We start from the raw sequence: 12247 nt of genomic DNA on the forward strand, positions 1-12247 counted from the left end.
TTCCTCAACAAAAGAAGGGTCTCCCGGTCTTCAGAAAAAGCTAATAGCTTCCTAAAGACCAGAGCCCTCATCCTTCTTCTGCATGCAGCTCTGCTAAGTTTTTACAGGAAAAATCTCTGAATATCATTCCAAGTGACCACGAGCATTAATAGCATTAAAAGGGCAAACCCAATAAAGTGGACCATTCCCTCTTTATGGCGGTCAATTGGCTTCCCTCTTACAGCTTCAACAGCAAAGAACATTAATCTTCCGCCATCGAGAGCCGGAATTGGAAGCAGGTTCATAATTCCCAGATTTATGCTTAGGATACCTGCCCATTTCATTAAGTAATAGATACCTGATTTGGCTACTGTATCTGTTGAAACATAGATACCTACCGGGCCTGATAATGCATCAATTGAGAACTGTCCAGTGACAAGCTTGCCTAGCATGACAAAAATCTCTTTAGTCCAGAAATAGGTTTCCTTAGCTCCATAGGTAATGGCCTTTAAAGGTGATTTCTCCATTGGACTATATACTCCAATGATTCCAATCTTTTCGCCTTCAACATCCTGAACCTTCGGAGTAACCGGTATTGTATGTTCCTGGCCGTTTCTTTCCACCAAAAACTCCAATTCTTCACTTGGGTTTTGTCTAATGATTTCTACTACATCTGACCAGCTTGAAATTTCTGCTCCATCGACACTTTGAACCAAATCGCCTTCCTTAAGCCCAGCTTCATAAGCTGCACCATCAGGGGTCAGCTTGCCTAGTGCAGGTTCATTAGTCGGAATACCCTGCAATAAGGCTATTAGTACAAAAACAATAAAAGCCAGAACAAAATTCATCATCGGGCCTGCGAAAATCGCCATTGTTCTCTGGCCCAATGTCTTTGATGCAAATTGACGGTCATACGGGGCAATGAGCGTCTCTGTTCCATCCTCAACCAGCACAGCTGAACGGCTGATTTTAAAAACTTGGATTGACTCTTCCTCTTCACCCTCAACATACCCTTTTATTTCAAGGGCATGCTCAATGTCAGCATCTTCAACTTCAACTATTCTTGCATCTGGATATTTATCCTTATTGTTTAAAATAATTTTGCTTACTTCCTCGTTATCATCAAGGATCAGGCCGATGCGGTAGCCAGGTTTAATTTCCACCATCTCGGGATCTTCACCGGCCATGCGCACAAACCCGCCTATTGGCAATAGACGAATCGTATAAACTGTTTCATCTTTTTTAAAGGAAAACACTTTAGGGCCGAATCCAATAGCGAATTCGCGGCAGAGAATTCCTGCTCTTTTTGCAAAAATTAAGTGTCCCAGTTCATGGAAAAATACCAGTGCCCCGAAAATAACAATAAAGGCTATTACTGTACTCAAGTTTTAACCACCTTTTTTTAGAGGTTGTTCAAATGTGCTGGTGAGTGTTAATAAATTTATTGCAGCCATTTGAACGCAAGCTTATAGAAGCGAGTTAACATATTTCCTCGTTTCCAAATCTGTTGCCTGGATCTCATCAAGACTTGGATTTGAGATAATATTATGGCTGGCCAGTGCTCTTTCGATGAAATCTTCTATTTGCAGGAAGGTAATCTTTCCATCTAAGAATGCAGCAACAGCAGCTTCATTTGCAGCATTTAATACAGCTGGCATTGATCCGCCAGCTTTTCCGGCTTCATAGGCAAACTTCAGGCAGCGAAAGCGCTCAAAGTCCATTTCTGCAAAATGGAGCTTGCCAATTTCAGCAAGATTCAGCCGGTTTGCTGTTCGGAGCGGGAGCCTGTCAGGATAAGTTAAAGCATACTGAATCGGTACTCTCATATCCGGGGTGCCAAGCTGTGCGATTACACTGCTGTCATGAAATTCAACCATGGAATGGATAATACTTTCTTTATGAAGAAGGACGTCAATTTTACTGTAATCCATGGAGAAAAGCCAATGTGCTTCAATTACTTCAAGTCCCTTATTCATCATGGTAGCAGAATCGATGGTGATTTTTGCTCCCATTGACCAATTCGGATGATTAAGTGCCTCTTCAACTGTCACATTTTCTAATTCCTTGCGTGAGCGGTCTCTGAAGCTTCCTCCAGAAGCTGTCAAAATGAGCCTTTCAATATTTTTCTCTTTTTCCCCCTGAAGGGATTGAAAAATAGCCGAATGTTCACTGTCTACAGGAAGAAGCATAACACCGTTTCGCTTTGCTGCTTCCATGACCAGATGGCCGGCAGTCACAAGGGTTTCCTTATTTGCGATGGCGATTGTCTTTTTTTCCTCAATCGCCTGCAATGTGGAATCAAGTCCTACGCTGCCTAAAACTGCATTAACCAGTATTTCAGATTTTGGATAAACAGCTACTTCTATCAAACCTTCATGTCCATATGTAAATGTTATGCCGGGAAACTCAGCTTTAAGAATATCTGCAGAACTTTTTTCTGATAGTGAGACAAGTTCCGGCTGAAAGTCAGAGATAATTTTCCGGGCAAGGTCTATATTTCTGCCTGCAGACATGGCTGCTAGCTTAAATTCTTCTGGGTGTTCCTTAATGATATCAAGGGTCTGTGTCCCAATCGACCCTGTTGCACCCATTAAACTGATATGTTTCATAGTCTCCTCCTAAAAGAAAAGCGGAAGCGCCTTGCCCACCTCCGAATATTGGTTTGACACCATTAGGGGGCAGGCGCTGGAGCTAGACAGTTATCTATTAATCAAATGCGGACTGCTCCCTGGCCACCAGCTTTAGAGCAAGTGAAAAAAGTGCAGCAATGGCAGGACGAATAATAAGCTGTCAAAGCGGTCCAGAATTCCGCCATGGCCAGGCAGAATATTTCCTGAGTCTTTTACATTATAATGACGCTTTAATGCTGATTCCACTAAATCCCCTATTTGCCCGAACACTGACAAGATTGCTGTAATCACTAATAATCCCAGCATGGACTCATCAATATCTGTGAAGATAATAAATAATACCGCAACGGCAAGAGCACAGACCACACCACCAAGTGACCCTTCCACAGTCTTATTCGGGCTGATTTCAGGCCAAAGCTTCTTCTTTCCCATTGCTTTTCCTATAAAGTAGGCACCTGAATCTGTTGCCCAAATAAGAAATAATGCAAAAAAGAGATATGTCAAACCCTGATCTGCGAAGCGGGTCTCAATAAAATAGAAAAACCCAATGCCAACATATAAAGTAGACATAATCGAAAAAGCCACATCATCAAAAGTAAATTTATTTTTTGTTGCAACAGTATACGTTAGGAAAAGAAGCACCCCAAAAAGAGCTACCTCAATTTTTGTATAATTCAAATCATCCAGGATTGACTGAAATTCTTTAGGCAATAGGAAAACCCACAATAATAGTAAAGAAATAATGCCTGGAATCGAGAATAAACTTAAATTTCTCATTTTCAATAGTTCATATAGTGCAATGGATGCCAGCAAGTATGCCAGGATGATTATTGGCATGCCTCCAAAGATAATGACTGGCAGGAGGACTGCACCGAATATAATTGCTGTGATAATACGCTGCTTCATTCAATTTTTCAACACCTTTATTGTACTCCCCCAAAACGCCTTTGGCGGCTTTGGAATACTTCGATTGCTTCGAGCATTTGCTCTTCATTGAAATCCGGCCACAATACATCTGTAAACCAGAATTCCGTATACGCAAGCTGCCAAAGCATAAAATTGCTTAATCTGATTTCACCGCTTGTACGAATCAGCAGATCAGGATCCTGCAGTCCGCCCGTCATGAGGTAGGATGAGAATTTTTCTTCATTCAATTCATTTTCATCCATTATACCACTTTTGCAATCATTTAAGACATGCTTGACGGCTTCGAGTATTTCGGCTCTGCTTCCATAATTAAGTGCAAAGTTCAACACTAGGCCTGTGTTATTTTTTGTCTCTTCCATCGCTTTGGAAACTGCATTTCGGGTATGGGCAGGCAGGTGGTCAAAATAACCAATCATTCTTACTTGCACATTCTCTTCTACCAGCTCTGGCAGGAAAGTTCCCAGAAATTCCTCAGGCAGTTTCATAAGAAAGTCCACTTCCATTTTAGGCCTTTTCCAATTTTCAGTAGAGAATGCATATAGAGTTAAGGTCTTTACTCCAATATCGCTTGCAAATCTGGTAATTTTTCGGACAACTTTCATTCCCTCATGATGGCCGGCAACTCTTGGAAGAGCTCTTTTCTTCGCCCATCTTCCATTTCCATCCATAATGATGGCAACATGCTCAGGGATTTGCAATTCTTTTATTTTTTCAACTCTCTCTCGGAGATCGGAAGAACTGTTTTGGGACTTCCATAACTTCATTTTATCAAACATAAGTCTGCTCCTTTAAAATAGGTTAATCCTCCGATAAAAGATAAGTGAAACTTCAATCAGCAGGGGCTTGATCCCGGATGATTGATAGCTGATATTCATTCATAGTATCTTTTAGAGATTATTCTAATGGTAAATTATGATATTGCCTCTTTCCGCATGATAATATCATACCAAAAATAAAAAAATATATCTCTATAAAAGAGTATGTTACCAGAAACTAAATTCAGGATAGGAATACTGGCTTCTATACATATTCCAGCGAAGTCAGCATGCAAATACACAAACTGATTATGTAGCTCCCAAAGAGTAAAAGAACCCCCTATTGATAGAGGGTTCTCAGTATAGAGTCATTAGACTGCAAGAATTTCTTTTTCTTTTTCTTTTGTTAATTCGTCAATCTTACTGATGTGATCATCAGTAAGTTTTTGAATGTCATCAGAAAAACCGCGAAGATCATCTTCTGTGATATCTCCATTTTTTTCAAGCTTTTTAAGGTCATCATTGGCATCGCGGCGAACATTGCGGATAGCAACTTTTGCGTCTTCCGATTCTTTTTTGACAACCTTCACGAGGTCTTTGCGGCGTTCCTCAGTAAGCTGAGGAATAGCCAGTCTGATAACACTGCCGTCATTAGACGGATTTAAGCCGATATCAGATTTAAGGATGGCTTTTTCAATTTCTCCAAGAATGGATTTGTCATAAGGAGTAATGACTAAAAGGCGCGCTTCTGGAGCAGATACCCCGGCTAGCTGATTTACAGGAGTCGGTGCACCATAGTAATCAACAGTAATGCGATCAAGCAATGAAGCATTTGCTTTACCTGCTCGGATGCTCGCAAGCTCCCTTGTATAAGCTGAAATTGCTTTAGTCATTCTTTCTTTTGCATCTGCAATAACTTGTTTTGGCATTATTTTTTCCCCCTAACGATTGTTCCGATTGTTTCACCCATTACGGCGCGGTTAATATTGCCTTTTTCCATAATCGAGAACACAATTAATGGAATGTTGTTATCCATGCATAAAGATGAAGCTGTAGAATCCATAACAGCCAATCCTTCTTTCAAAACATCAAGATAGGAAAGCTCATCATATTTTTTAGCATTTTTATCAATGCGAGGGTCAGCTGAATAGACGCCATCCACATTGTTTTTCGCCATTAGAATTACTTCTGCTTCAATTTCTGCAGCTCGCAATGCTGCTGTTGTATCAGTAGAGAAGTAAGGATTTCCGGTTCCTGCAGCAAAGATCACAACCCGCTTTTTCTCAAGATGGCGGATGGCTCTTCTGCGGATGTACGGCTCAGCGACCTGCCTCATCTCGATTGAGGTTTGAACTCTCGTCTCCACTCCGAGATTCTCGAGGCTATCCTGCAGCGCCAATGAGTTCATGACAGTAGCAAGCATTCCCATATAGTCGGCATTTGCCCTGTCCATACCCATTTCTTCTCCAATCTTTCCGCGCCAGATGTTTCCTCCGCCGACAACAACGGCAACCTCAACACCTAATGCAGCCAGATCCTTAACCTGTGCAGCAATTGATTTAATCACTGAAGGATTAATTCCAAATCCTTGCTCCCCTGCTAAAGCTTCTCCACTTAATTTCAAGACCACGCGTTTGTATTTAGGGCTGCTCATAAGAACCTCCATATGTAGTATAAAAACTCACCATTGCTTTTTAATTTTATCTCATTCTTGAAAAACAGGGAACACAAAGTGTTCCCTGAATCATAGCTGAATTAATTAATATTAAAAAATTACTTCTTAACTTGGTTCATTACTTCTTCAGCGAAGTTGTCTTCACGCTTTTCAATACCTTCTCCAACTTCGTAGCGAACGAACTCACGGATTTTTCCGCCTTTAGATTCAACGAATTTCCCTACTTTTTGATCAGGGTTTTTAACAAAAGCCTGGTCATTTACGCAAACATCTTCGAAATATTTGCCAAGGCGTCCTTCTACCATCTTAGCAACGATGTTCTCAGGCTTGCCTTCGTTAAGAGCTTGCTGAGTCAATACTTGACGCTCGCGCTCTACTTCGTCCTGTGATACTTCATCACGAGATACATATTTTGGGTTTAGGGCAGCAATATGCATTGCAACATCTTTCGCTGCATCCTCGTCAGTTGTTCCTTCAAGAACTGTTAGCACACCAATGCGTCCGCCCATGTGAAGGTACGCACCGAAAGCATCGCTGTCAGTTTTTGTTTTGATTTCGAAGCGGCGAAGAGAAAGCTTTTCTCCGATTTTAGCAATCGCACTGTTGATGTGAGATTCTAATGTTGCACCGTTAGCCATTGTCTGGCCAGCTGCTTCTTCAACAGAAGCAGGCTTTACAGAAAGCAAATGCTCTGCGATTTCTTTAACAAGAGTTTGGAACCCTTCGTTTTTGGCAACGAAATCTGTTTCAGAGTTTACTTCAAGGATAACAGCTTCGTTTCCGTCTACTTTAACAGAAGTAAGACCTTCTGCAGCAATACGGTCACCTTTCTTAGCAGCTTTAGCGATTCCTTTTTCACGAAGGAAGTCGATTGCTTTTTCCATATCACCTTCAGTTTCCTGAAGTGCTTTTTTGCAGTCCATCATGCCTGCGCCTGTTTTTTCACGAAGTTCTTTAACCATTTGAGCAGTAATTGCCATTATGAGATCCTCCTTAATGAGTTATGTAATAATATCTTTACCATTTATAGCTGTATGGAAAACTAAACTTTGCCTTTTCTTTAAAAAAAGGTGATAAAGGGTGCTCCCTCTTATCACCTTCTTTTAAATCAAGAAAAAAGCACCTTAGAGCAGTTCAGCTCCAGCGCTCCAAGGCGCCTCCGCTTTTCTATTAAGCAGTTGTAACTTCTTCACCTTGTTTAGCTTCAAGGATAGCATCTGCCATTTTGCCTGTTAACAATTTAACAGCGCGGATAGCATCATCGTTTGCAGGAATGACAACATCAATTTCATCCGGATCACAGTTAGTGTCAACGATACCAACGATAGGGATGTTTAATTTATGTGCTTCTGCAACAGCGATGCGCTCTTTGCGTGGGTCAATGATGAATAGAGCATCCGGAAGGCTCTTCATATCTTTGATTCCGCCTAAGAACTTCTCTAAGCGCTCTTGCTCTTTCTTCAATTGAACAACTTCTTTTTTAGGAAGAACTTCGAAAGTTCCGTCTTCAGACATTCTTTCGATATCCTTTAAACGCGCAATACGCTTTTGAATTGTTTCAAAGTTTGTTAAAGTTCCACCCAACCAGCGCTGGTTCACATAGAACATACCAGAACGGATTGCTTCTTCTTTAACAGAATCTTGAGCTTGTTTCTTAGTTCCTACGAAAAGGATTGTGCCGCCGTTACCAGCAAGCTCCTTAACGAAGTTATAAGCTTCTTCTACCTTCTTAACAGTCTTTTGAAGGTCGATGATGTAGATGCCGTTACGCTCAGTGAAGATATATTTCTTCATCTTAGGGTTCCAGCGGCGAGTCTGGTGTCCGAAGTGTACACCAGCTTCAAGCAATTGCTTCATTGAAATTACTGACATTTGTGTTTCCTCCTAATGGTTTTTAGTTCCTCCGCCCATATCATTTTCAGCCGGCAACTGCATTTGAACAGCACCATCCGGCTAAATCCATAAGCGTGTGTATTAACACCATTTGTTAATATAGCATAAGTGTTTTTCACAATCAAGCTATTCTTGCTGATTTTGACGAAATTTAAGCATTAACTCGATTTCTGTCTTCCCTTTTCCTAATTTCTTTGCAATATCTTCCACATTCAGTCCCTGTTTTTTCATCATAAGCACTTGATCTTCCATTGATGAAGGAATCTCTTCTTTAACCCGCTGACTGTTATCTGACTGCATTACAGATTCAGGTACCTTTAAAGATGCTAAACCTTCTGATTCATTCGATTCTTCCTCCGCAGCCCTCAAGTTCTTTTTGTAGGCTTTAGATGCCTGATATACGGATGCTCTGGCTAATCGCAATGATTTCTCAGCAGCTTTAGCTATATTTTCATCACTTTTTCTTTCGGGATTTACCCTGATGCTTTTTTCTTTTACAAATGATTGGTTTTTAGCATTTATCTGCGAAAATTTGTTAATAAAGTCATCGTTTTCTTCCTTCATTTGAATTAGGTAAGAAGATATGACTTCTTCCATTTCAACAAGCATTTTTTCCTGTTTTTTCTCTGTTTCCATTAATTTGTTCTGACGCAGAAACAGCAAGATAATGGCTAATAACGCTACAATATTCAGCAGCAGGCTAATAGCTAATAGAAAAGCTGTCATGATATCCCTCTATCCGCTGTAGTCAATAACCTTCCCTTTGTATGGATGGTTCTGTATGTCATTGCTGTCTTTTTTCTGATTATCTTTCCGTTCATGTCCCCCGGCATCATTTTGGCTTTCGCTGTCATCATTGCCAAGATTGACATTTTGTTTTTGCTCATGTTTGATCACGGTCTTCCGCTGCTTCTCAGCATTTTCCCGTATACTCTCGGCAGCAAACCCGCTTATTGTCTGTCCCCTCTGCTGAAGCTGTTCCTGGATTTTACCTGCGTCAAACGTTCTCGGCAGTGCTATCTGCATTTCTATTGATTTTAAACTCATCCCGGATCACTTCCTTAATAAAGGATCGTTTCTCCCTGTTTCTAAAGGATTACTTCTTATTTCTCCCTTTGAAAAATGGAACTTTGAAGATTTGAACTGTCTGGCGAATCACTTTTGAATATTTTCCAAAATGCATAGAAGTGTTTGGATAGACCTTCCCATAAATAACAATCGAAGCTTTCATTTTTCATCTTTATCTTTTTCCAGTTCGGTAGCTCTTCATTTATTTTGGTCAATTTAACCTGCAAATGAGCTTTGGTTGCCCTTTGTTTGAGAATAATGATTCTATGTTCTTCCGACAGCTTTCCTGTAAGCCTTGCCATTTCTGTCAGTCTTCCATCAATACTATCCAGCTTTTTGATTGCTTCCTGCAGTTTGGCTGATTCGTTTAGGAGAGCTTTATCGGCCTTATCCAAATCGGTGTCCATCCCTGTAAAAAGCTCCGTTTTAGTAAATAGGTGATTGCCCAGCTTTTAATTTTAACAGATATGCATCACTGCCGTTTTCTGCAGGAATTCCTTTTGATAATAGAATGGGGTATTCCACTGAGAAAGGATTTCTGCAGATTCACTGGATTACTTCTTCGCTCATACCAAATGTGATTTTTTCGTCAGCAAGCAGTTTGTACAAATCTTCAGGGTGGACGGCTCTATCAAGTTTAATATCTGACGGCTGAATCAATGCAGCTAAACGTTGAGCATCAACTAAAATTTGAAATTGGCTTTTCATGCTGATTCCTTCCTTTGCAGAAAGAAATGACACAAGATTATATTGCTTTTTCCAGCAGCTGCCTCAGCTTAAAAATTGACTTTGAATGAATTTGAGATATACGGGAGGTAGATAGGCCCATCACTTCGCCAATTTCTGTCAGTGTTAATTCCTCTTTATAAAATAAACTTAGCACCATCTGCTCTTTTTCATTTAATTGTAAGATTTTTTCAGCCATTTCTTCCAAAAGTTCATTCTTTAATACCTTTTCTTCTGGAATAATTGCTTTTTCATCCTTAATGGAGTAGCTGCCATCCTTTTCGTCAGCATCGGGCTGTTCATCAATTGAAAGGATGTTTGCGTAAAAATGTTCATTCATAACAGAATACACTTCATCTTCCTGCATCTCTGCTTCTTCAGCAATTTCATGCACAGTTGCATTGCGCATCAGCCGCTGCTCCAGCTTCTCAATGGCAGCATCTATTTTTTTCGCTTTATCCCTCGTACTTCGCGGAAGCCAATCTTCCTTCCTTAATCCATCCAGAATTGCACCGCGAATGCGAAAAGAAGCATATGTATCAAATTTCAAATCTCTTGCAGGATCAAATTTTTCCAGAGCGTCATATAACCCCATTAGCCCCAGGCTACGAATATCATCTCTTGAAACATTCTTCGGCAGGGTAGCGGATATCCGCTGTACATGATAGCTTACAAGAGGCAAATATTTTTTCACAAGAAAATTCCCCGCTTGAGCATCACGAGAGTCGACCCATTTAGCCCAGTATGTGCTTTCTTCGGTTATCAGGTCTGTCATGGCCATCCTCCTCAAACGTTTCCATTTCTATTAACTATTGTTAGTATATCAAAATGTTTCCTATAAAAATATTAACTTCAGCCTTCACCGCTCGCTTTTAACCCATAAAGAGGGGACGTGTTCTTCGGAGAGGTTATTGGAGAGATTTATAAAAAAGCCGGAAAAAAAAAGCTGATTCTCTAAAAACTGCACATAATTAAAAACAGGAACTTAAATAATCATTTGGCCTTTGTTTACAGTCCGAATCATCAATTCACCTGATTGAGGGTTGAATTCGATTGTTCTGCCGCTGTGGCCCCCAACATCTTCACCTAAAATGGCAATTTTCAAGAATGAAAGTTCCTGTTTTACTGCCTCTACGTTCCTGGGACCAATCCTCATTAAATCACTTCCGGAGGAGTACTTAAACATTTGGGCTCCACCGGCAATCTTCGCTTTTAATCCTGAAGGCCTTGCCCCGCCTTTCGCCAGAAGGCTCACTAAGTCCCTGATTGCAGTATCAGCATATTTAGCTGAATTAAAGCTTGCACCTTTGGCAAGAGAGGAGTCAGGCAGCATAATATGTGCAAGTCCGGCAATTTCTGCGCTAAGGTCATAAAGAACCACACCTACACAGGAACCAAGTCCTGATGTCCTGATTAAGCTGGGGGTTTTAACAATATTCATATCTGCGATGCCTACTTTTACAACTTCAAGAAGATTATTCATGATCCGGGACTCCCAAGGCCTTAAAAATGATTTGAAATGATTCAGGATCGGGAAGCAAAAAAAAGTGGCCATTTACAGCATCCGTATTTTGAAATTCTTCATTTAAAGCTGTATCAATTACAATCGCGTAATCGCTCAACTGTGAAATTTCCAGCAGCCCCGTGCCAATTATTGCTCCCACCATATCAATGCTCAGCATTGGCACAGAGGGGAAAAGTGATAGTTTGGTAAAATCAGATAAAGAAGATAAATAAGAGCCTGAGAGAATGTTTCCAAGCTCCTGCAGTGCCGATAGGGCAAGCTCATCATATGGCAATTCATCTGCACAGAAAGGTATGTTTCCAGGCAGTTCCCGAATGAAGATTTCAGCCTGTTCAAGAGGCAGTACAAAAAACATGCTGCCTGGGGCGTCTCCGTCTATCCTCAGAAACACCCCGGCCACTACATTGTCTGCCCCTCCAGCCATATCGATCATTTCATCAAAAGAAACAATTTTCACATCCGGCACAGACATATCAATTTTTTTATTGAGAAGCGTTGATAATGCAGTCGCCGCATGCCCAGCTCCAATATTCCCGATTTCTTTAAGAATATCCAATTTCAAGCTGCTGATATTCTTGTCTAGAAAACTCATCCCGCTATCCCTTGTCCATCATGGGCTGTCAACTCTTCAGGATTCAGGACTCTTTCCAAATCTATCAGAATAAATAATCGCTTATCGATTTTCGTTACACCTTTGATAAAATCGGCCTCTTCAGTACCGATTACCTCCGGCGGGGGTTCAATAGATTCAAGGTCCACATCAATGACATCATTTGCAGAATCTACAATCAGGCCAACTTCCATATCATCCAATACCGCGATAATTACTCGTGAATGCTCATTATATTCAGCCTCTTCCAGATTAAATCTGCTTCTGAGACTAATAATCGGCGTTACAACCCCCCGTAAATTGATTACTCCTTTTACAAAGCCTGCTGTTCGTGGAACCCGGGTTATATGCTCAACCTTTTCAATTGAACGCACCTGATTCACCGGAATTGCATACTCTTTCTCTTTCAGCTGGAATACAATCAATTTTAAATCTGCGGCTGCCGTTTCACTCATCCTG

General features: G+C 40.8%; 16 protein-coding genes. All 16 read right to left on the minus strand.

What is annotated here, in order from left to right; all coding sequences use genetic code 11:
* Positions 1-101 precede the first annotated feature (101 nt).
* A complete protein-coding gene (rseP, locus tag MKY20_RS20940; RefSeq protein WP_019381777.1) occupies positions 102-1364 on the minus strand; it encodes an RIP metalloprotease RseP in 1263 nt (420 codons plus the stop codon).
* An 81-nt stretch (positions 1365-1445) separates the two neighbouring features.
* Complete coding sequence (locus tag MKY20_RS20945) at positions 1446-2588, minus strand: 1-deoxy-D-xylulose-5-phosphate reductoisomerase (protein WP_009330711.1); 1143 nt, start codon at positions 2586-2588, stop codon at positions 1446-1448.
* Between the two features lie 132 nt (positions 2589-2720).
* Complete coding sequence (locus MKY20_RS20950) at positions 2721-3515, minus strand: phosphatidate cytidylyltransferase (protein ID WP_009330712.1); 795 nt, start codon at positions 3513-3515, stop codon at positions 2721-2723.
* A gap of 17 nt (positions 3516-3532) precedes the next feature.
* Positions 3533-4312 (minus strand): isoprenyl transferase, encoded by a 780-nt coding sequence (locus tag MKY20_RS20955; RefSeq protein ID WP_009330713.1) that lies wholly within the window; start codon positions 4310-4312, stop codon positions 3533-3535.
* Between the two features lie 350 nt (positions 4313-4662).
* Positions 4663-5220 (minus strand): ribosome recycling factor, encoded by a 558-nt coding sequence (frr, locus tag MKY20_RS20960; RefSeq protein ID WP_009330715.1) that lies wholly within the window; start codon positions 5218-5220, stop codon positions 4663-4665.
* A complete protein-coding gene (gene pyrH, locus MKY20_RS20965; RefSeq protein ID WP_009330717.1) occupies positions 5220-5945 on the minus strand; it encodes a UMP kinase in 726 nt (241 codons plus the stop codon). Before pyrH ends, frr begins: the two co-directional genes overlap by 1 nt.
* A 119-nt stretch (positions 5946-6064) precedes the next feature.
* Positions 6065-6946 (minus strand): translation elongation factor Ts, encoded by an 882-nt coding sequence (gene tsf, locus MKY20_RS20970; RefSeq protein WP_009330719.1) that lies wholly within the window; start codon positions 6944-6946, stop codon positions 6065-6067.
* A 190-nt stretch (positions 6947-7136) separates the two neighbouring features.
* Positions 7137-7838: a 30S ribosomal protein S2 gene (rpsB, locus tag MKY20_RS20975; RefSeq protein ID WP_009330721.1), complete on the minus strand. Its 702-nt coding sequence runs from the start codon at positions 7836-7838 to the stop codon at positions 7137-7139.
* A 147-nt stretch (positions 7839-7985) separates the two neighbouring features.
* On the minus strand, positions 7986-8585 hold the full coding sequence (locus tag MKY20_RS20980; protein WP_009330724.1) for a DUF6115 domain-containing protein: 600 nt from the start codon (positions 8583-8585) through the stop codon (positions 7986-7988).
* A gap of 9 nt (positions 8586-8594) precedes the next feature.
* Positions 8595-8906, minus strand: a complete 312-nt coding sequence (locus MKY20_RS20985; protein WP_019381776.1) for a hypothetical protein — start codon at positions 8904-8906, stop codon at positions 8595-8597.
* Between the two features lie 56 nt (positions 8907-8962).
* A complete protein-coding gene (locus MKY20_RS20990) occupies positions 8963-9322 on the minus strand; it encodes a hypothetical protein (protein WP_236888016.1) in 360 nt (119 codons plus the stop codon).
* Between the two features lie 151 nt (positions 9323-9473).
* Positions 9474-9635 carry a hypothetical protein gene (locus tag MKY20_RS20995; protein WP_019381775.1) on the minus strand — a complete coding sequence of 54 codons (162 nt, stop codon included), beginning with the start codon at positions 9633-9635 and terminating at the stop codon, positions 9474-9476.
* A 37-nt stretch (positions 9636-9672) separates the two neighbouring features.
* A complete protein-coding gene (locus MKY20_RS21000) occupies positions 9673-10428 on the minus strand; it encodes a FliA/WhiG family RNA polymerase sigma factor (RefSeq protein WP_009330732.1) in 756 nt (251 codons plus the stop codon).
* Positions 10429-10638: 210 nt separating this feature from the next.
* Positions 10639-11136 (minus strand): chemotaxis protein CheD, encoded by a 498-nt coding sequence (locus MKY20_RS21005; RefSeq protein WP_009330734.1) that lies wholly within the window; start codon positions 11134-11136, stop codon positions 10639-10641.
* Positions 11129-11770, minus strand: coding sequence for a chemotaxis protein CheC (locus tag MKY20_RS21010; protein ID WP_009330735.1), 642 nt, complete (start codon positions 11768-11770; stop codon positions 11129-11131). The genes MKY20_RS21005 and MKY20_RS21010 overlap by 8 nt, the downstream gene beginning before the upstream one ends.
* Positions 11767-12243 carry a chemotaxis protein CheW gene (locus MKY20_RS21015; protein WP_009330736.1) on the minus strand — a complete coding sequence of 159 codons (477 nt, stop codon included), beginning with the start codon at positions 12241-12243 and terminating at the stop codon, positions 11767-11769. Before MKY20_RS21015 ends, MKY20_RS21010 begins: the two co-directional genes overlap by 4 nt.
* Between the last annotated feature and the right edge of the window lie 4 nt (positions 12244-12247).

Source organism: Cytobacillus sp. FSL W8-0315, from assembly GCF_038002905.1.
Taxonomy (GTDB): Bacteria; Bacillota; Bacilli; order Bacillales; family Cytobacillaceae; genus Cytobacillus; species Cytobacillus pseudoceanisediminis.

Coding starts and splice junctions, on each gene's coding strand:
- MKY20_RS20945 (WP_009330711.1), bottom strand. CDS start 2,588: ATGAAACATATCAGTTTAATGGGTGCAACAGGGTCGATTGGGACACAG.
- MKY20_RS20950 (WP_009330712.1), bottom strand. CDS start 3,515: ATGAAGCAGCGTATTATCACAGCAATTATATTCGGTGCAGTCCTCCTG.
- MKY20_RS20955 (WP_009330713.1), bottom strand. CDS start 4,312: ATGTTTGATAAAATGAAGTTATGGAAGTCCCAAAACAGTTCTTCCGAT.
- frr (WP_009330715.1), bottom strand. CDS start 5,220: ATGCCAAAACAAGTTATTGCAGATGCAAAAGAAAGAATGACTAAAGCA.
- pyrH (WP_009330717.1), bottom strand. CDS start 5,945: ATGAGCAGCCCTAAATACAAACGCGTGGTCTTGAAATTAAGTGGAGAA.
- tsf (WP_009330719.1), bottom strand. CDS start 6,946: ATGGCAATTACTGCTCAAATGGTTAAAGAACTTCGTGAAAAAACAGGC.
- rpsB (WP_009330721.1), bottom strand. CDS start 7,838: ATGTCAGTAATTTCAATGAAGCAATTGCTTGAAGCTGGTGTACACTTC.
- MKY20_RS20980 (WP_009330724.1), bottom strand. CDS start 8,585: ATGACAGCTTTTCTATTAGCTATTAGCCTGCTGCTGAATATTGTAGCG.
- MKY20_RS20985 (WP_019381776.1), bottom strand. CDS start 8,906: ATGAGTTTAAAATCAATAGAAATGCAGATAGCACTGCCGAGAACGTTT.
- MKY20_RS20995 (WP_019381775.1), bottom strand. CDS start 9,635: ATGAAAAGCCAATTTCAAATTTTAGTTGATGCTCAACGTTTAGCTGCA.
- MKY20_RS21000 (WP_009330732.1), bottom strand. CDS start 10,428: ATGACAGACCTGATAACCGAAGAAAGCACATACTGGGCTAAATGGGTC.
- MKY20_RS21005 (WP_009330734.1), bottom strand. CDS start 11,136: ATGAATAATCTTCTTGAAGTTGTAAAAGTAGGCATCGCAGATATGAAT.
- MKY20_RS21010 (WP_009330735.1), bottom strand. CDS start 11,770: ATGAGTTTTCTAGACAAGAATATCAGCAGCTTGAAATTGGATATTCTT.
- MKY20_RS21015 (WP_009330736.1), bottom strand. CDS start 12,243: ATGAGTGAAACGGCAGCCGCAGATTTAAAATTGATTGTATTCCAGCTG.